Source organism: Rhodanobacter sp. MP7CTX1 (assembly GCF_014205795.1).
Taxonomy (GTDB): domain Bacteria; phylum Pseudomonadota; class Gammaproteobacteria; order Xanthomonadales; family Rhodanobacteraceae; genus Rhodanobacter.
On record NZ_JACHCN010000003.1, the window covers coordinates 25094 to 45122 of the forward strand.

The window sequence follows — 20029 nt, forward strand, 5'->3', positions numbered from 1 at the left end:
ACTATCAGCCCACCGTTCGCAGTGATCGACCAACCGGCCGCTCACTGACCAGCCGATCGCGTCCTGAAGCGAATTTTACATACCGTTAGCATGGACTCTATCGGTCAAAATCTCTCCGACCCCTTTCTCGCCCACGCCTCCAGGAATACCCGCACGGCCTCGAGGTCTTCTGCGGGCCGCCGCTGCTCGCGAGCGATACGCTCCAGTGCAGTTCGAAACTGGTCTGGATCAAACAAGTCAAAGTCGCTGCGAATATCGACACGCATCTCTCGGCGTGACACGCGATCACCGAGGCTGCCAAACCCACCCAGCCCTGTCGTCCTTGACTCACTAGTCAACGCGCGCGCCAGCCGCACCAGGACATCGTCGCGGCGCATTCTGTCGGTGAGCCAAGCCTTCATTTCGGCACCGTCGTCGCCGGCAAACTCCCTCCAGCGGTACAGGCAATACATGATGTCTCGCTGGAGTAGCAGCGAATCATCCTGGGCTGCCTGGCGTAGCGCGTTTAACGCGCGCTCTATCAGGGCGGGCAAAGCTTCCTTCGTCGTTAGTGCCGTCGCTAAATCTAACTCTCGTCCCTGCCGGGGATAGTGATCAGCGTAGGCCGAAGAAACAAAATCAACCAGCCAGCCCAATGTGGCGCGCTCGGTAGCGGCCAAGTAGAGCGCGGACTTTTCCTCGAGCGTGAAGCGATCTTCTGTCACGCGGCGAATGAGCCAATGTATACGCAGCGACGTCGTAGCCATCGCGAAACCACGCTCTCCGTCTTGCTCGCGATCAATCGCGTCGGCGATCTCGAAGATGGCCGAGAAGAACGCGGGCACCTTGTCTTTGGCGATTTGTCGCCCATGACTGGTCAGCTCGTCCAGCACCACCGGGACCATCGATTTAGCTTTGCTCCGAAGCTGTGTCGCTGCACGCAACAACCTCTCTTGAATGAACTCTTTGTCACCCGATCGATCCAGAAGCTCCCGGATCTCCTTACTGGGCAATGTGTCGTCGCTCAAGGACATCTTGAAATAGGTATCGAAATGCTTGGCCACGCACACGCGGCGTTCCAATTCCCAGCTTTCGCGAAACCCCGAGTATGTGACTTCCTCGAACGCCGGGAACAGACGCTGCAGAGCAATTTGCAGCCCTTCAAGGCGCTCTTTCGGCATGCCGGCCAAGAACGGATCGAAGCGCGCCTTGTCCCTCGACCCACCCCGACTGGCGCTGGTCACAATATCCCGGTGCTGCCGGATCGACGTGTAGAGCGAGGGCTCGTACAGGCGCAAGGTTTCTAAGGCGAGGTAGTCGGCGTGGCTGACGTTGTTGGCCACTGGCGGCCAGGTAACAGTGATCGCGTTGATCAAGCGAGTAACGTGCCGCGGCGTGGTGAGGTAGGGAACCACCACGTCATAGAACAAATTCATGAAACGCACCTGATGCTCTTCCTTAGGCGTACCGCACCGTTCCTGGAAGGCCGTCAGTAGCGCGTTGTGCAAATCGCTGGGCGTTGGCGAAGGAAGTTCGAAGCTGGCTTGGATGATCTTCTCGAGAAAGTGAGGGCCTTCAGAAGGAAAGCGCTCCTTGACCGCAGCATCGGCCAGCGCACGATCGAACACCATCAGATACATAACGTTGGGCAAGCGACCGATGGACTTGACCAGCCGAAACACCCCCAACGCCTCGTCCGGGGCCAACCGGTCGATGTCATCGATGATGATTAACACACGCCGGTCCTGCGCCTCGAGCGTCTTGGAGAGCTTGCGAAAGGTCTTTTCCAACGAGGGTTTGTCGGGGAAAAAGCGCTTGGCGAAGGCTGCCGAGCCCGCGGCCAAGGCACCCCAACCGCTGGTCGTAGCCAAGGCGATCGCACTGCCGAGTACCGGCCCGGCTTGAAGCACGTGGCGACCCATTTCCGGCACTAGGTCTTTGACCTTGTCACCCAAGGAGCTCTTCAGTGCGGAGTTCAGTTCTTGCAAAAACGCCAGGGCGATTGCTTCCTCGCCTCGGTACCACCAACACTTAAAATCAAAGACCGACAAGGTGTCGTCCTTTCGCTCGAGCAGTTCTGCCCGAATCAAGTTGACGGCACTGCTCTTGCCCGAGCCCCACGGGCCGGTCACCGCAATGGTGCTCCCGACAGGTTTGGCAATGCCAAGCAAACTCGTCGCCAGAGCCTCGGCAAAGGCGTGGACTCCATAACAATCGTCTTCCCGACGTTCAATTGGACTGTCGTTAAAGTACTGGGACATCCCTTTCTCCGTAGGCTTTGTAACCTACTATATATATTGCACTGGGCGTTTCTTGGCGTGAGAATCGGCCTGGCCGTTCTCTCTTCGCCGACGCCGATCCTGCCGCTTCGAAGAATAGCCGATGCTTTTCTCCGCGGCGGTCCTAGTCTGCGACCGCGAAATCGGCTCTCCAGTCACCAGTCCCTTGTAGATATGCCGAGGAGATCGGTAACCGACATGCCGGAAGGGAAGTGATGCTTAAACTGTCGATGGTCGGGTCTATTCACCTTCTATCAGAGCATCATCGAGATGAGTTCGTCGGGGTTGAGGTGGCTCCATCACTGTGCTGCACTCTGGACGTTGCCCACACTACCGATCCTATCGGTACGGTTACTACTTCCTCATGGGAGAAAAGGGCACAGAAGCGATCGGAGCATTGCATGATCCGATATGAGTGAAGCACTCCGTCAGGAGACGTGACCACGATCGCCGGCGCATTGGGAAACCCTCGCGCGAAGTCTTCCGCAGCCGTTGCAGCTCCTACGTGCAGGAAAGGTGCCACAAGGAGTAGGAGCGTGGCGCCAATTACAAGGCACAGGGTGTAGAGCATATAGGCGCCGAAGAAGGCGCTGAAGACCCAAAGGGCTGCCAGCTTTACCGCAGGGTGCAGCGAAAGCGACCGAGTACCTTGATGCGATCGTGAGCTACGCCAGCGCTCGGCAAGCTGGCGAAGGTAATAAGCGCCGACAGCCAATACCACGATTGAAATAGCGGGCACCAGAGTGGTGGCCGCCCAGTGCATTTTGAAGGTGTCACTGATGGCCGTAAAGACCCTGGTTGCCCCTCCCATCCAGGCGAGCGCTGCAAAGGTCAATGTATCGGGGACATCGGATGGGAACATGGAAGAGGATAGGTGAAAGTAGCCAAGATAGCCTTCGTGAAAGGCTACCCCGTTCAAATAGAACACGGGTGTAAGGATTGCGATTGCGGTAACTAGCCATTTGGCGATGGCATACCAAGCCATCTTTTCTTTCCCACCATCCGTGGCTGCAGATTCAGCGTCCATGTTGCATATCCTCTAAATTTTGACGAAGTTGCCATTAGGCTTTGGGTTGGTCTCGCGGAGCGAGACTGGGCGGTGGCCCGCCCCCTGAATCATAAGCAGTTCCAGCCTACTTCGTCCGCGGGCCCCGATGAACGCCACGCCCTAGTAAATCCCATGTGCTGTTCGGTACAACAGGGACTCTACTAGACGGGCACCGCTATCGCTTACAGCTAAGGCCATCGGAGTGATGGGAATTTGCTTGGGAATGTAGTTTGCGGGAGTGCGGAGCCACTTCAATGCGGCTTCCTCATTGCAAAACAGTTGCACAGCCTCGGCAAAGACACGGGCCAGGCGCACGACACGATCGGATTCGTGTACGGCGAATCGGCTGTTAGAAGCGAGTCGGCGCCGCACTGTACTTTCAGGGACGAGAAGGCCGGGTGGCAACCTGAGCTTTGCCGTCACGCGCATGTATGTTCGGGCGCTGATACCACTGGAAACCGCACGGACGACATCGGCTTCAGAGTCAAGTTTCAGGTTAAGCAGCTCGCTCATCCGAGTGAAAATTGGCACCGTTTGGACTGACGGATTGGGAAGATCTCGCATGACGTGTCCTCCTCATTGTTCGGTCATCGGTCTTCTTGAAGGTATCTGCGTTGACGGGGTTGACCCCATTAGGGCGGCTGAATTCGGTCACGTCGAAGCGGGACGTCTGTAAAACGGTTCGAGTTGCAGGCCGGATATTCCCGCACGATGGGACGGCTCTTGGGGAAGGAAGCAAACTTGAAACATGTTCGAGGTAAGGCCTGCGTCACATGCGATTCGAATGAGTGCGTCCTCTAGTACAGCCTCGTGCGCCGCATTTACTGCGAGAACAATCTGCGGCGGCACGTCACGATTGGGGTGATGCAATTCGTACATGTAGGCCTCATCAATGTAACCGGTGGACACAAACCAGGACGCCAAGGCGTAGGCAACTGGGTAGAGGCTATCGTCAGGCAATCGGAACACCCACGGACTGTCATGCGACGGAAGGCTCCCGAATTCCGGGTCGGCTGCAGCAAGAGCCTGCAATCGTTTGTACGCGAAATCGCTTATCTCATATTTGACGGGCGAGAGCGGATTGATCACAAAGCGCCGCTTGTTTGTGCTCAATAACAAACGAAGCATGTGCACCCGGACATAGGTCGCTGGGGAAGGTAAGGCTGGCGGTCCACGAGATGTCGAAGTGAAGAGGGGAACAACATGCCGACCATCGGTATACCCCCACTCGACCAGATTGTGTCTGGGGTCTGCCTCGCCTGGACCGGGTGGGCATCTGAGTATGGCAACGATGGTGCTCGTCGACAGCTGGTCGAGGAAATCCAACTCACCATTCTCACTTAAAAATCCAGCATCTATCTGTTCGCCCAATGGGTCATGGTGCTCATCTGACATCGTCTTCTCCTTTTCTAGTCCGCACGCCGCGAGAATTTCTGCTTCTTAGCCACTACGCGAACCAAAACCGTTCAAGGGTGATTTCTCCACTCTGCTGTCACCGCGGATCGGCCGGCTAAAGCCCGTTCTGAAGCCGTTTCGGACTTGTCTTTCGTATCGTGTATATCACACGGAAAAACAATGACTTACGCTTGACTTGGCAGTGCGAATATGCCAGTTTTTGCCCGTGAGTACACCCCGGATCGCCGTCAGAGGGATGGGCTCCCGCGTCGTCTGCCCGTACCCCGGCGAGTGGGCTTAATCCGGACCAATCCGGACTGAGAGGCGTTGGTCATGGGCGATAACCCCCAATCCCGAGTGGACCTTGAGCTGTACCTGCCCAGGACACCGGTTATAAGCGGCGCAGAGACTGCCCGCATCATGGGGTTTTCCACTACCGAAGCCCTTTACAAGGCACGGCAAGCCGGACGGCTGCCGATCGACCTGTTTCGCTTACCTGGACGACGAGGCTGGTTTGCGGCTACTCCCGCTGTGAGAGAGTGGTTGCACGGAGTCATGTCCGAAGGGGGCGTCGGTACCAACCCAGGAGACAGGAGATGACTATGAGCGAATAGCCCACTTGGCGGGCTATAAAAGTTCGAGCCCCGCGTGGCAAGACGCAGGGCTCGGATACGAAGGCGAAGCTTTTGAGAATCGCGCTTCTCCTTCCTTATAGTGCCGCCCCCAGAGCACGTCAAGCGATTTCACCGCATAGCGGTGATGAGTTGATCCCGCGTGTTCGGATTTCCGGCGACCCTGCCAGGCCGTCTAGGTCCTTGCGCGCCCAGCGAGGAGGCACACCCATGTTTAGTGATGCTCAGCGAAGCCTTTACTACCAAGCACGAGGTCTACATTCCACCGCCCTGCGCGAAGTCGAGGAGATGAGGGTGAACAGCCCGGCGCGAGAACCCAGTCAACGTGGCCTCACGAACACCATTGTCGACTTCCACTCAACGATGAGCGACCGGCGGTGGTTGTTGGAGAGCTATACCGGCGAATTTCTCTTCGCGCTCTATCTAGAGGTGTTCAGTGGCTGCGACGAGTACTACGCTCAGGTGCGGCCGAAGAACGTGGTTCGCAATAGGCGGACGAGCTCGCTCACCGTCGACTTCATGGTGTTTGATCGGGCGGGAATCCGGCTCGTTGAAGTAAAGCCGCAAAGCCGACTGGAAGCGCTGGGTACTTCGAACCCCGAAGAGTGGGTATGCCACGCGGGGCGCTGGACGAGGCCGCCGGTGGAAGCGTGGGCAAGCGATCGAGGTCTGACCTACACCATCTGGTCCCCACCGGAACCTCACGGCATTTGTCAGGTAAACCTACTGTCTCTTTACGGAGTGGTGGCCGATACAGCGGCTCGAGAAGCCGAAATGAAGTGCGTTCGGCGCTTACGCAGGTTATTGCAGAAAGGCCCCCTAACCATATGCGACGCACTCGATAGGGTCTCTGGCCTCTCTGGAGTGCACGTACTCGCTGCGCTGGCAAAGGGATACATCTTCGGTCCTTTGCAGTCGGTTCCTCTCGACGAGGCTGGCCGCTTCACGCTTTTCGGCGTCAAAGCGCAGGCGGTCGAGTGCGATGAGCGACTGCTGAGTCAGCTGAAGGCGCATGTCAGCCAGCCCAACGTCGGCTCGAAGCTTATGCTGGCGAGCCCCAAGGACTACGCCAGCGCCCAACTTCGCCTAGCAAAGGTGAATCGAATCTTGGCGGGTGAGGTGCCCGCGACTCGACGATATGCTCCTTTGGTCCGCATCGTGTGCCAAGCGCGATCAGACGGACAGAGCGAGCTCGAAGTCTGCCTGACGCGCTACGCGAACTCGGGTCGACGCATAGGTCAGTTGACGGGCGATCAAGAGCGCGAAATGGCCGCGGCAATTGACGCGTATCGGAAGAATCCTGATATTCGCAACAAGCTCCAAGCCCATGACTATTTGGTAAAAGCCTGCGATCTTAAGGGCATTCGTCCTCCGGGCCGTGCGACTTTCAACGCTCGCCTTCGTCAGTCGAGCGACTTGGTGCGCGCTTATACCGAAGGAGGCTACAGGGGCTACCACGCCGCGGAGTGTGTATCAGACCCTGGTAATAGAACACTGCGTTGCAACGTGCCGGGCCTGATGGTGCACATCGACTCCACGAAGTTCGATTTGCGCTGTACTCCCGATTTCCTGGGTGCCTTGGAGTTCGACTGTCCGACACTCTACGTGGCCATGGATTCGGCTGCAGCTAAGCCGTTGGGCTACGCCGTATTGTTTGGTCCGGCGTGCCGCAACGCGTTAGCTGTGCTCATTCGCGACATCTTTCACAGGCAAGGTTTTTTGCCTCGTTACTGGATCGCTGATGGTGGCGCGGAATATGTCGGCCCCTGGTTTGCAGAAGCGTGTTCGTTTTTTGGCGCTACCCGCATACAGCCACCTCCGGGTACTCCCCGCAGGAACTCGCTTGCAGAAAACGCCCTAGGTCGAATCAACGCCGAACTCGCGCATCGCTTCTTGGGTAGCACCGCGCCGGATCAAAAGGGACGCTCGGTCACTTCACGCCAAAAGAGCTACGCCACAGCCTGCCATCGTTACTCGACGATCGCAGAACACCTTGAGAAATATCTCTTCGAAGATGTCCCCGAGACACCACTGTTGTCTACGCGGTTCAGCCCTCAGGAAAGGAACGATGAGCTTACCGCCCTCTATGGCAATGCTGGTGCAGTAAGGATTCGGAATCTGGATGAGTTCCTGATCGTAACCTCGGTTCCTCTCGGTCGAGGAGTCACCGCCGATCCTCGTCGTGGGATCCGTTATCTCCAACGAACCTACGCCAGCGCTGACCTCATGCAACTCCTTCGCTTTCATAAGCCGATCGACATACGGTTGGATTGTGTGGATCCGCACCGAATGTACGTGCGATTTCCATCGAAGTGGGTGCTCGCAATGACCAGCCAAAGCTTGCAAACCGGTGGTAGGGATACCGCGACCAAACTTTTCGAATCCATCATGGATAGCAAGCTGAGAAGCGAAGGGGCGCAGAAACGCGACGAACTTCGGAGAAAACGCGCAGAGCGCATTGCCGAAGCAAACCTAGCAGCCAAGACGGCGGACCACCTCACATACATGCTTAAGCCTGCGAAAGATGCGCCACCGAAGACTAAGAAAACACGCATCTGGAGTGATCTCAAAAGCCCAATTGCCCCCTTCACCACCGGACAGGGTGACCTATGAACCGCCAGCCTATTATTCCCCATCCTGCCTTTGTCCGAGCGCGGGACGCCTTAGTGCGGGCCCTGGACACGGACCAGCGCGGGCAAATTATCTTTGTCATCGGTCTGTCGGGATCGGGCAAGTCTGAAATTCGCTATGAGGCGATGCAGGCGTTTGCCGGAGCGCTGGATCAGTGGCCAGACGGTCAGATGCCCGCGATTGCGCTGCGAGCAGCGCCGACTGATCGATCCCGCTTTAGTCCGAAGGAGTTTATGACTCGCTTTTACCTTGAACTGCATGAACCCGATCTTCGCTGGCTCACTGGACGAAATGTGATCAACGATCCGGATTTGGTGCATCGCAGGGCGGACGCTCGCCTGTCAGATGCATTTTGGATCGATATGCGGCGTCGCACGACCGAGCACCAGCTGCGTACTTATGTGGAGCGCATGATTCCTGCCCGAGGTGTACGAGGCGTCTTTGTTGAGGAGGCCGCCTCGCTTACCTACACGCATACGTCAAAGGATCCTGAAAATCACATGGTGAACTACATGTGTCTAGCCGAAGAGATTGGCATCACTTTGGTGCTGTTCGGCGTTCCTCGTGCAGCGAAACTCTGGGAGGGAAACGCGGAGATCCTTCGGCGCTCAAGATTTGTTTATGTTGAGCGCTATCGCTTGAAAAATGCGGAAGATTGCGTGAATTTTGAACGATTGGCTGTGAGCCTCGCTCAGCGCTTTACCTTCTCTCGTCGGAACCTTCTACGTCGAAACTTCGACCTTGCCTACGTGTCGAGCGCTGGAGTTTGCGGCGAGCTGAAGAGCTACCTGTTGCGCGCCGACGACTTGCGCGCGAGCGATGGCGCGGAATCCATCACTCTGGTCCATCTTGAAGGGGCCGTCCAGCCAGAGGCCGTGCTGAAGACGCTTCACGCGGACGCGGTAGAGTTTGATGTTCTCCGAACGCCGGCGAATTCGAGCACCATAAAGAGGATTCTCAAATGAATTCTCAGCGCTCCATCGCTAAGAGTGATCTGAAAGCTCGATGGACCGTTCTCCCTCCCCTGAAGTTAAAAGGCGTGGGTACTTCGCTCGTGGAATCGGTGCCTAGCTACGTGGCTCGCATGCTCTGGACGACGGGCGTTCCTTTGAACCACCTCGTAAGATGCGTGGCTCGTCGTGCTATTCCTGGCTCAGGAAGTTCAACCACGTTTATGGTCTCGGAGGCACTCAACACGATTGCGATATCTCGTGTCGAGGAGCTCGAATCCCTCAGTGGGGAAAAGGATCTGCGTTGCGGCTCTCTTTGGGCGCTATCAGAGATCATGTCCTATAAAACCAATGTCTATGGCGAGTACAAGCGACGATGGTGTCCTCAATGCTACGAGGACTGGGACAGCAATTCCTATGAGCCTCTCGTTTGGCGAGTCGACCTCTTAGGCGTCTGTCCACGGCACCAATGTCGCATGGAATGCACCTGTCCGAAGTGTGGAAAATTTCAGCGCGATACCTACCAACTCGACCTTCGTCGGACTTGTTGGGCATGTGGCACCTCTCTCTCTACAGGCGCGATATGGCCGAAACGTCCGGACTTCGCCCATTGGGTCGATGAGCAGATCATGCAGCTGATCGAGTTTTGCGCGACGCCTCGTGCCGTGCCAGCGCCATTGTCGATCTATACCGATTTCGCGATGGGCCTGTGCATCAACGCCAAAAGGAGCGGCCGGAGGGACACAGTGATGCGGCTCATACTCAAGGACATCGAGCGGCACGCACGGCGAAACTCGCGGCGACCAACCTTACGTTCATTGCTCAACGTTTGCGCATTACAGGGTATATCTGTGCAGGAGCTTTTATGCGCTCCGAGGCAGGTGTCTGGGCCGCTGCTCTTTGATCAGTGGCCCGGTATGAGCTACTTGCCCCTGCCTTCTGCTGTTCACGCGCAAAGAATTCATGCTGCGTCTCGGTATCTAGAGGACTTTCTCGCGCTAGATCCTCCCTTTCTTCCTCCCATGAACATCCTGCTTCTTTGTTTTCACATCCAGCTTCTCGCACTAAAAGATGTCGCAGCCGATATCTTTCATGCTTATGAAGAACGCTACCTCAGCCAAGGTTCTCGCTCACGGCTGGCGTGTTTGCGAAGTTCGTTCCTATGCGCGCGGAGGGTGCTTATTCATCCCTGCAGAAGGGGCTTTCCGAATTTAAATCGCCAAGCCGAGAGGCTTGCAAGGCTGATGGAAGTTAGCCTTCAGGATGCGACGATGGTGCTCGAGGGCGCCAAACTAATGAGGGAGACCCAGACGGAAGAGATGATCGAAAAGTATCGCTCTGGGCTTCCCCTCCGGTCAGCGCTGGACTGGTTCTTAGAGCGACGGCGATTCCTTTAGGCGAAAGTGGCTCGATAGTTGGCGTTCCGAGTGCTGGCAAGGGGCGAGTGGAGTGTAAGTGCCAGGTCGAAGCTTAGCTGCCGTCTGTAGCGTTGTATGTAAAACGACATGAGGCAAGCTGCCGCGTAGGCTTGTATTCCTCGCGAATGCCGTTGTGGCGACCACATTCAGATATAAGGTGAAGATTCTTTCGTGCGCGAGAACCAAGGACGTAAAGCATTCTTTTCGCGTTCTGCTGTCCGTTAGGATCCTTGAAATGAGGAACCATACCCTCGAGCAGCGCGAAGGAAATCACGGTATCAAATTCTGCTCCCTTGACCCCGTGGATTGTAGAAATGGTAATGCCGGTGCGTGGCTGGAATACCTTGCGGAAGGCCACAATGTCCCCAATGAACTCTGCGCCATCCTTTTTAAGTTTGTCGATCCTGGCCTGCGAGCTCTGGAAGAACGCTTCGTGATGCTCATCAAGCGTGGGGTACAGGTGAAAATCGATCTCCAAGGCTGCAAAAATATCTTCGAAGAAGGAGCGGAGATATCTCAATCCATCGCTTTCTTCAATCTCAATAGCATTGCATTCTCGAAGCAAAGACTTCGCCGTAAGCGCTGAGATATCAACGCCTATGGCAGTGAGGTCCTTCAGGAGCTCCGCCGCCCATCGCAGGCGTCTAACGTACATGCCCGGGGACGCTTTGGTAAGCGCAATTTTCGATAGCTTGTACCAGAAGTTTTCTATGTTGTTGGCAAAGGGCACCATGCCAGGCCCATCAAAGTCATACTCGGGCATTCGCGCGACTAGATGACGCGTCATACCGGCGAGCTGCACCCACCAGGGGGCTACAATGCAAATTTGCCTAGGGGCGATGCCTAGCGATTCAATATTCAATCGGACCAATCTGACAAGCTCTTCTAACAGATCTGCCTTCATCACCCCTCGCTCGTAAGAAATAAGACTCGGGTAATCCTTGCTCGCTGAAAATGATTCTATTTCAGACGGGTACACTTTATATTTCGAAAAGTAGTGGATGATCTTTTCGGAAGAGCGATAATTCCTGGTCAGACTCATTTGCTTAAGCTGGATGCCAGCCATTGCCTCGAAATCCGAGTGTTCAATGGGGTATCCGCCCAGTGTCTCGTAAATGGCCTGATTAGGATCACCAACGATGAAGGCTCTCATTCGTGATTCCCCAGCTTTCAGGATGGCGGCAACAATGGCGTACTGAATTTCTTTGGTGTCTTGATATTCGTCAACCAACACCATAGAAAACAGCATTGAGAGTATGTGGGTAATGTTCTTGTTAAATTTGATTAATTTATGTGCGTAGAACAAGATCATTTCAAAGTCAATTTGTCGATTCTCTCTCAGCGTCGAAAAATACTGTATGAGTATCTGGCGAACTCGCAGATGCTTTCTTTCGTCCAGGCAACAAAGTCGGTATCCTTCGGAGGTAAAGAAGAAGTCGCAATCAAATATGCTGATTTTTTCTGCGCGATATGGTGCGCATAGTTGCTCAAAAAGCATTTCCCGCTCGTGTATGTCGATGACTCGAAAGCCATGTTTCAGCGCATTGTTGTAGATGCCGTATGGCTTTAGTATCCACTCTAAACAGAACGCATGGATGGTGCCTATCCAAAGCTGAGATGTGTCAACGCCGAGAGCTTCAACACGTTCCCGTATTTCGTCCGCGGCGCGGTTCGTATAGGTAATTGCAACGACAAACGTTTTTTGAGTACCCAGTCGCGAAAGCTCTTGGGCGATTTTGTAAGTCAAAGCACGGGTCTTGCCGCTACCTGGGCAGGCGATAAGAAATACGCTGCCACACTCCATGACTGCGGCTTCTTGTTCTTTGTTTAGGTCGCCATCCTTCCATATGAACATAATCAGTAAGCTTGAAGTACGCCATTTATCCGATCCTCAGGAAAAGCTTTATACATTTCGCTCCGAAGATCTACAAAACTTACGTTTCCAGAACGATACGCGATTAGATGCTGAGCGAATGACCTCATGGCATTTTGGTCGGTGGCTCCTGCTAACTTAATCAGTCGAAGCCGATGACGCAGGACGTTAAACCATACCTCGCGGCCAAGCTCCGGGTTGGCAAAAGCGAGTGCTTCTAGTATGTACTTTGGAACAACGGTCTGATGGTCGATCGCGTTGCCGAGAAGAAGGGCAAACCATCCTTTGCCTTTGTTGGAAGCCATCGTTAGAACTCTACGACCAAACCGAGCCACGTCGTTTGATTTCAGGTCCTCTTCTGCCTTCTTGATGGTGTCTGCATCCTTGTAGACCATGGGCACAACGGCTACCACTTTTTCCGAGTTACCACTCGCTACAAAGTCAACTTCGAAAGTGTGGGTCGCGTAGTGGCACGATAGCCAGTTATTCCCGGATTGAAAGGCCTCCAGGATAGCCTTCCGTTCGGCACCACTTTTCTGGGATCCAGCGCATTTTTCCTTGTAGCTCAGAAGAGCCTTGCCATCACCTGGTGCTGGCGTGACATCAACAATGGATGTGTCGAGATCCGTAAGGATCGCGCAGCGCTTTCTGATGCGCTCCTGGTGAAACATCATGGCGACGTTCTGAAATCCTGTGCTTCGGATGTTGATGAGGCTGACCCCAAGCTCATCCAGGCTGATGCCAAGAACCTTCTTAATTATGATGGGAACAAGCAGTTCCTCTGCATCGCCTTCGACCAATAGGACGCTGCGAGCAAAGAGAAGATTGCTTCGGACCGCGTCAAGGTAGCGTTGAATGGTTGCGATTTCGACAGAATTCAGATTCGTCGCGGGCTGGAACACCGCGCATGTTCCGCCTTCGCGGCCTAGGATGTTCATCCGCTCGACGCTACTAACCTCTGAAATATGCACTGAGTGCGTTGAGTAGATGATCTGTGTGTCAGCGTAACTCAAGCGATCGAAGAGGGTTTTTTGGATATGCGTGTGGATATGTGCCTCGGGCTCTTCGATCAATAGAAAATTGGCAAAGGACTGCTTGGCCTTTTGATATTTGAATTCCAATAGCTTAAGGGTCAAGAAGATTAGATTGGCGCCTCCAAGGCTGAGTTCGCTGATACCGCCTTCATAGGATTCCTCGGACTCACCAACAAATAGCTTGAGCGATTGGAAAAGCTTGTCGGCCTCGTCAGATAGGTCCGATCTTATGGATAGTGACCTCGGCGAGTAGGCTTCGCCAGCGGCATCCTTAATCGTCTCGGCGATGTCAGTACGTATGGCCTTGACGTCCTTCAATGCTTCTATGGAGTCGTTTAGATCTTTTACCTGCTTCGCTATTGGGACGAAGAGGTCAGGGTCGATCTCGCCGCTCTTGTTCTTGAGTAGAGTTAGTAGAGGATTGGTACGATTGTTGTGGAACTCCGCGACCACGTCGCGGAGGGCCTGCACGAAGGTGAAGCTTATCTCCTTCGAAATTGACAGCTGGGCCGGGATGCGCGAGCCAAGCTGAGGTGGGTCAAGTTCTTTGTTGAAAATGACATTTTCGAAATCGCCTACAACGTCTTTGTATACGGCGGGGTCGTTGAAGTCGGCTGGGCTCCGCCCCATGAACACAGTCTCGTAGTCCTCAATGCGAAGAGGGTCAAGAATTTCGGCAAGTGCAATCTTGTTACCGTGGGGAAGTTTGGACAATTTTGTGCGAACATCAAGTCGAGGCCTAAAAATGAGCGTGTAAGTTGCCTTCTCTAAAGGGTCATCCTGGATTGCACCGGTACCGTGGAGAAACAGTGATTGGATCGCCTCGTCTGACGAAACGTTCTGGAACTCCAGACTGATGATGATCCAGTGCCCCCTCCAGGGGCCTAGGCCCCGATGAAAGTCCATCTCTTCCAGACGATGAGCGGCCCGAATCATGTTGTCGTCTAACAAGAGCCTAATCGCGCGAAAGACGTTGGTCTTGCCCGACCCGTTCTCGCCAAGGATCGTGTTGATACCCTTTTGAAATAGCAGCTTGGCATTCGCGAAATTGCGATAGTTGACTAGGCTTAGCTTTGAAATGTGCATGAGTCCCTCCCTGGCGCATGCGAAGGTCGCACGCCCGTCTCACATTCAGAAGCGGCCATGTTACAGGACGCTTGTTCTTGCGATAGGTTGGGGGTGCCGTGCTAGTCCTGATCCTGGACTCACCGTGCCAAGGCGTATGTTTAGTGGCCCTTGAAGAAAACAAGGCGGCTATTCAGGTTGCACGCCCCCGTGTGAAACCTTTAGCCAAGACGCGGGAAGGTCCAAGGCATATCACTTTGAGGCGGCGCCTGGGTAGTTGCTTGGTTGACACCAATGTTTGTACATACCCCCTGACACCAATGTTTGTACAACCGGTACATACATTGGTGTCATGCCCAAGTCATAGGCACAGCGATGGCATGACTTCAGGCCCATGTACTAGTCATAACTAAACACTATGATTCACTAAAGTCTAAGTGGCAGTGCAGGTGAGCTCGTGGAAGATAGTGCCAGCCAGTTGAAGAAGTTCCAGAAGGAGCTTTCCAGTGGCACCGTCTCGCTGGTGTTGCTGGCGGTGCTTGGGCAATCGCGCCAGCCGATGTATGGCTACCAGATTGCCAAGCGGCTGGAAGAAGTGGGTGAGGGGGTATTGGCCGGCAAACAGAGTGCGCTGTATCCGGTGCTGCGCAATCTGGAGGCGGCCGGGTTGCTCGGCAGTGAAGTCGAGCCGTCGATCAGTGGGCCGCCGCGTCGTTATTACCGCATCACCAAACCGGGGCGCGAGGCATTGCGCGAATGGGTGGCGGCATGGACCGCTACCCGCGATTCCGTCGATAACGTTTTGCAAGGAGGGGTGTAATGAATGCGCCACGCACGATCGCCGAATATCTGGAACAGCTTCGCGCTGCGTTGCGCGGTGCGGACCCGGCCTTGATCCAGGATGCGTTGTACGACGCCGAGGAACATCTGCGCGCCGAGCTCGCGGAGCAGCCTGGTCGTAACGAGGCTGCCATGCTCGAACACGTGGTTGGCAGCTACGGCGCGCCGGACGAAGTGGCGGATATCTACCGCGACCAGGAGATCAAGATCCAGCGCGCGATTCGTCCACCGCCGCCGCCGCAACATCGCTCGGTGCTGGGAAAATTCTTTGGTGTGGCGGCCGATCCGCATACCTATGGTGCGCTGTTCTACCTGTTGCTTGCGCTGGTCACCGGCATCTTCTATTTCACGTGGGCGGTCACCGGTCTGTCGCTGTCGGCCGGCCTGTCGGTGCTGATCATCGGCATCCCGTTCTTCCTGTTGTTTCTTGGCAGCGTGCGCGGGCTGTCTCTGCTGGAAGGACGCATCGTGGAAACGATGCTGGGTGTGCGCATGCCGCGGCGACCGCCGTATCCGGCGCAGCAAGGTTTGCCACTGCTGAAACGCATCGGTGCGATGTTCACCGACGGGCGCACCTGGACCACGCTGTTTTACATGCTGTTGATGCTGCCCTTGGGCATCATCTACTTCACGATCGCAGTAACCTTTCTAAGTGTGTCGCTGGCTTTCATCGGTTCGCCGTTCGTGAAGGCGTTCGGATTAAATGTGATCAACATGGATGTCGATGGTTTCAGTTACTACGGTCCGGGTTGGGCGGGCACCATCGCGCTTTGTCTCGTGGGTATCGTGCTGCTCTTTGCCAGCCTGCATCTGGTACGCGGCATCGGCCGTCTGCATGGGCAGATTGCCAAGGGTTTGCTGGTCCCAAGTTCGGCGGCGTGACCGTAGTCGCCTGCTCACCGCAACCGTTCGGGCTGAGCGTGGCGCCAAAGGCGTGAAGTCGAAGCCTTGCACGAGGCACCCTTCGACTTCGCCGCTGCGCGGCTACGCTCAGGGCGAACGGGTAGGGGTGATTGAGGTGGCGCGTAGGTTGGGGTGAGTACAGCGAACCCCAACGTTTTCGTATCGATGCGTTGGGGTTCGCTGTGCTCACCCCAACCTACGGGTGGCGGCTCGATTCACGGCAGCGGGGGTCAGACGAGTTGCAGATCGCGTGGACTCGCTCCTGGAAACACCGTCTGCAACTGATCGTTGGATAGATTCCAGACACGCTTGAGCGTGCCGCCGAGTACGTCACGATAATTATTGAGCACGGGATAGTCGCGGTTCTGGAACAGGTTCGATTGACTGACGGCGACTTGTTCGCCGGCAATGCGCCCTCCGTTGACCTTGCCGCCGAGGACCCAGTGCACGGTGCCGTGGCCGTGATCGGTACCCTTGTTGCCGTTTTCGCGGAAGGTGCGGCCGAACTCGGAAACCACGACCACCACCGTGTTGTTCCATTCGTCGCCGAGTGCGTCGGCGTAGGCCGCCAGGCCGGCGCCGAGATTTTTCAGATTGTTCGCAAGGCCACCGGTGATGCTGCCCTGATTCACATGGGTATCCCAGCCACCGACGTCGACAAAGCCGAGGCGGTATTGATTGCGCATCAGCGTGGCGATGCGTTGCGTCTCGGCAGCGAAACCCGTCGCGCTGGGCGCACCGCGGCTGGCGTGAACCATTTCATCGCGCAGGTCCTGCGATACGGTAACGGGCAAGGCGAGGCCATCTGCAGTGGCCGAGGCCAGCGACGTGCCTTGGTACATCTGCGTGAGAATGGCCGATTGCCGGGCGTCGAAATGCGACTTGGTATCGCCCTTGAGCGAGATGTTGGGAATGTCCTTGCCGGCGCCCTGAAAACTCAGTGGCAGTGATTGAGTGAATGCGATCGGTGGTATGCCGGGCAGAGTGCCGGATAGCCGCGCGAGGAAGCCGGACCGGAAGTCACCACGTTGCGCCGTGGGCTCGCCCGATTCGATGTTGTCCTGTGTCTCGAAATGGCTGCGCGAGAGGTCGTCGGTACCGGCAAACGGAATGAACGCAATCTGCTTGCGCTGCCACAGCGGATAGATCGTGTCGCGCAGCACTGGGTTGAGACCCCAGTTCGCATCCAGTGCGATCGCGCTGTTGGGGTTGTTCGGATCCGGCTTGGCGATTGCCAAGGTCGGTCGGGATTCGTAATAGAAGTCGTTGCCCAGGGGCACCAGCAGGTTGTTGCAATCGTAACCGCCGCGCAGGAATACGAACAGGAAACGCGGCGCATTGGCCGGCGTGGCGAACAATTTTCCGGAGAACGATAGCGCCGGCAGAGCGGCAGCGGCGCTGGCGGCGGCAAGCAGGAATTCGCGACGGTTCATGCGGCACCTCGGTGATGGTGAGCAAGCTAGCTAGTGAGGCAGGGAGAGAACATCAGCGGTAATTGAAATCGGGCGAAGACAACAGGAAAGTATTCCATTCCGTCGGCGACTTGGCCTGGTCCAGTGCGTTGCTGGTAGCGGCGGACAGACCTTGCGCGATCGCGTCTCGGTAAAGGGATGAGTCGCGCAACGCGGGAGCATCCTTCGGCAGATTGGCGAAATTGCCTGACATCGCAGGATCGTTGTTTTCGACGAAAAGCCGGTTGCGTCCGCTGCCGATCACGCCGGCGAAGTCGAACCGTTTGCTCATCTGGCCCGAGCCCGTCCAGCTCGCAGAATCCAGCGGCCAGCCGTCGGGGGTGATGCGGCCGTATAGCGGCTCTCCCATCTGTCGCAGCCAGTTGACCAGTGGCTCCGCGTTCGGAATCGGCTGACCGTCGTAGGTAAGCCGCATCGAAGAGACCAGGAAACGCATCGGGTCCTTGAACTTGTGTCCGTTGATGGCGGCAGCGTCGGTCGACAGGAACATCGTGCGCAGTACTGCGGCGATGTTGCCGTCGGTGCGCTGGAATGTTTCCGCCATGGCATCGACCAGCGCCGAGGACGGCTGGTCGGCGATGAAGTAGGTGGCGAGCTTATTCGAGATGAAGTGCGCGCAGGCGGGCTGCTGCACGATAAGATCCACGGCCTGGGCGATCTCGTCGTAGCCGCTGCCCTTGATGGTCTTGCCGAGGAAGATCTTGTCGCCGAAATCGTGCTGATTCGGGTTGAACACGAACAAGCCGTCGCGCAGCACGCCGGGGCGGACGCGGGCAACCAGGTTCTGTCGCGTGGCCAACTTCGGCGGCAGCACGGTGGCGCCGGTCAGGATGCGCATCAGCTGCTGCACGTCTTGTTGGGTGTAGCCGGAATTCACGCCCAGCGTGTGCAGTTCCATCAGCTCCCGAGCGTAGTTTTCGTTGGTCTTGTCCTTGACGTTGTGCGCATTGTCCAGGAACACCAGCATGGCCGGGCTTTGCAGCGTGGCCATCACCAGGTCCTTGAACTTGCCCAGCGCATGCGGGCGTATCACGTGCTCCTCGTAGTCGGCGGTGAACAGACGCACCGGCCCCTTGTCCGCATACACACTGAAATGGTTGAGCCAGAACCACACCAGTTGCTCCTTGAGCTGGTCGCCGCCGTAGATGGCATGCAGCATCTCGGCCTGCGCGGCCTGCTGGTAGATGTCGCGGCGGTACAGCTGGAAGGCTGTCTTCGCGGCGTCCTTGGCCGGGCCATCCGGCACCTGCTTGAACTGCTGCGCGCGCTCCTGGTATTCGGCCAGCTGCTGGGTCATCGGTGTGTTGATGACGGCCAGGTTGCGGATCTGCGTGGCCACCTGGGGAGGCAGGCTGTCGTCGTCGCCGGCAAGCTGTTCGTCGAGGAAGCGCGTGCGGCCCAGTTCGCGATAACGCGCCAGTGTGGTGCTGTCGAGACCGAAGCCGTCTCGGCGTAGCCACGCGATGTCGCCCAGCCTGAGGCCGTCCAGCTTCGCGGTGACCTTGACGGTCGGCAGCTTTCCCGGTGCGGGGGCTTCGTCGGCCCAAGCCAGTGCGGGAGCGAGCGTCAGCAGCAGGCCGAGAACCAGCGTGCGGCAGCGAAGCGGGGTGGCGGCAGGCATGCGTCCGTACTCCGGGAATGGGTGTTGAGTAGTGTTAACGCACAGGGTGGCGGTTCGGCTGACTGTGGCGCCGTGACGGGTGGCACATATTGCGGCGCGATTCATCTGGATCGCCGTTGTGCGCCGTGACGGGTACCATGCGACACCCGCCGGAGCCTGCCATGCCAAAAACCTATGATCGCGACTATTTCGACAAGTGGTATCGCGACCCGCAGCACGCGGTGGGGTCGCCGGCGGAACTGCGGCGCAAGGTGGCCATGGTGGTGGCGCAGGCCGAGTACTACCTGGCCCGACCGATCCGCAACGTGCTCGATGTGGGTTGCGGCGAAGCGACTTGGCGCGCGCCACTACGGGCGTTGCGGCCGGACATCGCGTATCGCGGGCTGGATGCGAGCGAGTACGTGGTGGCGCGCTACGGCCGCAGCCGCAACATCGGGCTGGCGCGTTTCGGACAGCTCGAACAGCTGCGCTTCGATACCCGGTTCGATCTGATCGTCTGCACCGATGTGTTGCATTACCTGAAGCCATCCGAGATCCGCGCCGGTCTGCATGGCATCGGCGAGATGCTCGAGGGCGTCGCGTTTCTTGAAGTGTTCACCAGCCGCGACGATGTTGCCGGCGATCACCACGGTTTCATATCTCGCGCACCGGCCTGGTATCTGCGTGAATTCGGTGAGGTCGGGCTGTTGTCGTGTGGCTCGCACTGTTATCTCGGGCCGCGGCTGGAACGACACATAGCGGCGTTGGAGCGGGCGCAGCTGCCGGCACCGGGCTAGCCAGGAGCGCGGATCAAGCGCGTAGGTTGGTAGGTTGGGGTGAGCATAGCGAGCCCCAACAATGCCGCGTCAAACCGTTGGGCTTCGCTGACGCTCACCCCAACCTACGGGCT

General features: G+C 56.7%; 12 protein-coding genes. 5 read left to right on the forward strand and 7 right to left on the reverse strand.

What is annotated here, in order from left to right; translation table 11 throughout:
- Positions 1-104 precede the first annotated feature (104 nt).
- The 3 genes from HDE77_RS04885 to HDE77_RS04900 form a co-directional block, all read right to left on the reverse strand.
- Positions 105-2240, reverse strand: a complete 2136-nt coding sequence (locus HDE77_RS04885) for a P-loop NTPase fold protein (RefSeq protein WP_184416053.1) — start codon at positions 2238-2240, stop codon at positions 105-107.
- A gap of 280 nt (positions 2241-2520) precedes the next feature.
- Positions 2521-3285, reverse strand: coding sequence for a hypothetical protein (locus HDE77_RS04890; RefSeq protein ID WP_184416054.1), 765 nt, complete (start codon positions 3283-3285; stop codon positions 2521-2523).
- A gap of 672 nt (positions 3286-3957) precedes the next feature.
- On the reverse strand, positions 3958-4701 hold the full coding sequence (locus tag HDE77_RS04900) for an SseB family protein (RefSeq protein WP_184416056.1): 744 nt from the start codon (positions 4699-4701) through the stop codon (positions 3958-3960).
- An 842-nt stretch (positions 4702-5543) separates the two neighbouring features.
- Here HDE77_RS04900 and HDE77_RS04905 point away from each other — a divergent pair.
- Both HDE77_RS04905 and HDE77_RS04910 read left to right on the forward strand, forming a co-directional pair.
- A complete protein-coding gene (locus HDE77_RS04905) occupies positions 5544-7946 on the forward strand; it encodes a hypothetical protein (protein WP_184416057.1) in 2403 nt (800 codons plus the stop codon).
- A complete protein-coding gene (locus HDE77_RS04910) occupies positions 7943-8929 on the forward strand; it encodes an AAA family ATPase (RefSeq protein WP_184416058.1) in 987 nt (328 codons plus the stop codon). Before HDE77_RS04905 ends, HDE77_RS04910 begins: the two co-directional genes overlap by 4 nt.
- A 1455-nt stretch (positions 8930-10384) precedes the next feature.
- Here HDE77_RS04910 and HDE77_RS04920 read toward each other — a convergent pair.
- Both HDE77_RS04920 and HDE77_RS04925 read right to left on the reverse strand, forming a co-directional pair.
- Complete coding sequence (locus HDE77_RS04920) at positions 10385-12187, reverse strand: ATP-dependent helicase (RefSeq protein ID WP_184416060.1); 1803 nt, start codon at positions 12185-12187, stop codon at positions 10385-10387.
- Positions 12188-12189: 2 nt separating this feature from the next.
- Positions 12190-14325: an AAA family ATPase gene (locus tag HDE77_RS04925; protein ID WP_184416061.1), complete on the reverse strand. Its 2136-nt coding sequence runs from the start codon at positions 14323-14325 to the stop codon at positions 12190-12192.
- Positions 14326-14761: 436 nt separating this feature from the next.
- Here HDE77_RS04925 and HDE77_RS04930 point away from each other — a divergent pair, with 436 nt between their 5' ends.
- Both HDE77_RS04930 and HDE77_RS04935 read left to right on the forward strand, forming a co-directional pair.
- On the forward strand, positions 14762-15124 hold the full coding sequence (locus HDE77_RS04930) for a PadR family transcriptional regulator (protein ID WP_184416062.1): 363 nt from the start codon (positions 14762-14764) through the stop codon (positions 15122-15124).
- Entirely contained in the window at positions 15124-16026 is a 903-nt protein-coding gene (locus HDE77_RS04935) for a sensor domain-containing protein (RefSeq protein ID WP_184416063.1), read from the forward strand. Before HDE77_RS04930 ends, HDE77_RS04935 begins: the two co-directional genes overlap by 1 nt.
- 251 nt (positions 16027-16277) lie before the next feature.
- Here HDE77_RS04935 and HDE77_RS04940 read toward each other — a convergent pair whose 3' ends face one another.
- Together HDE77_RS04940 and HDE77_RS04945 are read right to left on the reverse strand one after the other, a co-directional pair.
- Positions 16278-17480, reverse strand: a complete 1203-nt coding sequence (locus HDE77_RS04940) for a DUF1501 domain-containing protein (RefSeq protein WP_184416064.1) — start codon at positions 17478-17480, stop codon at positions 16278-16280.
- 52 nt (positions 17481-17532) lie between these two features.
- Complete coding sequence (locus tag HDE77_RS04945) at positions 17533-19140, reverse strand: DUF1800 domain-containing protein (protein WP_184416065.1); 1608 nt, start codon at positions 19138-19140, stop codon at positions 17533-17535.
- A 161-nt stretch (positions 19141-19301) separates the two neighbouring features.
- Here HDE77_RS04945 and HDE77_RS04950 point away from each other — a divergent pair, with 161 nt between their 5' ends.
- Positions 19302-19916, forward strand: a complete 615-nt coding sequence (locus HDE77_RS04950; RefSeq protein WP_184416066.1) for a class I SAM-dependent methyltransferase — start codon at positions 19302-19304, stop codon at positions 19914-19916.
- Positions 19917-20029 lie beyond the last annotated feature (113 nt).

Excerpts from the sequence above, each read along its gene's own strand:
- HDE77_RS04885 (WP_184416053.1), bottom strand. The coding sequence starts at position 2,240 with ATGTCCCAGTACTTTAACGACAGTCCAATTGAACGTCGGGAAGACGAT.
- HDE77_RS04890 (WP_184416054.1), bottom strand. The coding sequence starts at position 3,285 with ATGGACGCTGAATCTGCAGCCACGGATGGTGGGAAAGAAAAGATGGCT.
- HDE77_RS04900 (WP_184416056.1), bottom strand. The coding sequence starts at position 4,701 with ATGTCAGATGAGCACCATGACCCATTGGGCGAACAGATAGATGCTGGA.
- HDE77_RS04905 (WP_184416057.1), top strand. The coding sequence starts at position 5,544 with ATGTTTAGTGATGCTCAGCGAAGCCTTTACTACCAAGCACGAGGTCTA.
- HDE77_RS04910 (WP_184416058.1), top strand. The coding sequence starts at position 7,943 with ATGAACCGCCAGCCTATTATTCCCCATCCTGCCTTTGTCCGAGCGCGG.
- HDE77_RS04920 (WP_184416060.1), bottom strand. The coding sequence starts at position 12,187 with ATGTTCATATGGAAGGATGGCGACCTAAACAAAGAACAAGAAGCCGCA.
- HDE77_RS04925 (WP_184416061.1), bottom strand. The coding sequence starts at position 14,325 with ATGCACATTTCAAAGCTAAGCCTAGTCAACTATCGCAATTTCGCGAAT.
- HDE77_RS04935 (WP_184416063.1), top strand. The coding sequence starts at position 15,124 with ATGAATGCGCCACGCACGATCGCCGAATATCTGGAACAGCTTCGCGCT.
- HDE77_RS04940 (WP_184416064.1), bottom strand. The coding sequence starts at position 17,480 with ATGAACCGTCGCGAATTCCTGCTTGCCGCCGCCAGCGCCGCTGCCGCT.
- HDE77_RS04945 (WP_184416065.1), bottom strand. The coding sequence starts at position 19,140 with ATGCCTGCCGCCACCCCGCTTCGCTGCCGCACGCTGGTTCTCGGCCTG.
- HDE77_RS04950 (WP_184416066.1), top strand. The coding sequence starts at position 19,302 with ATGCCAAAAACCTATGATCGCGACTATTTCGACAAGTGGTATCGCGAC.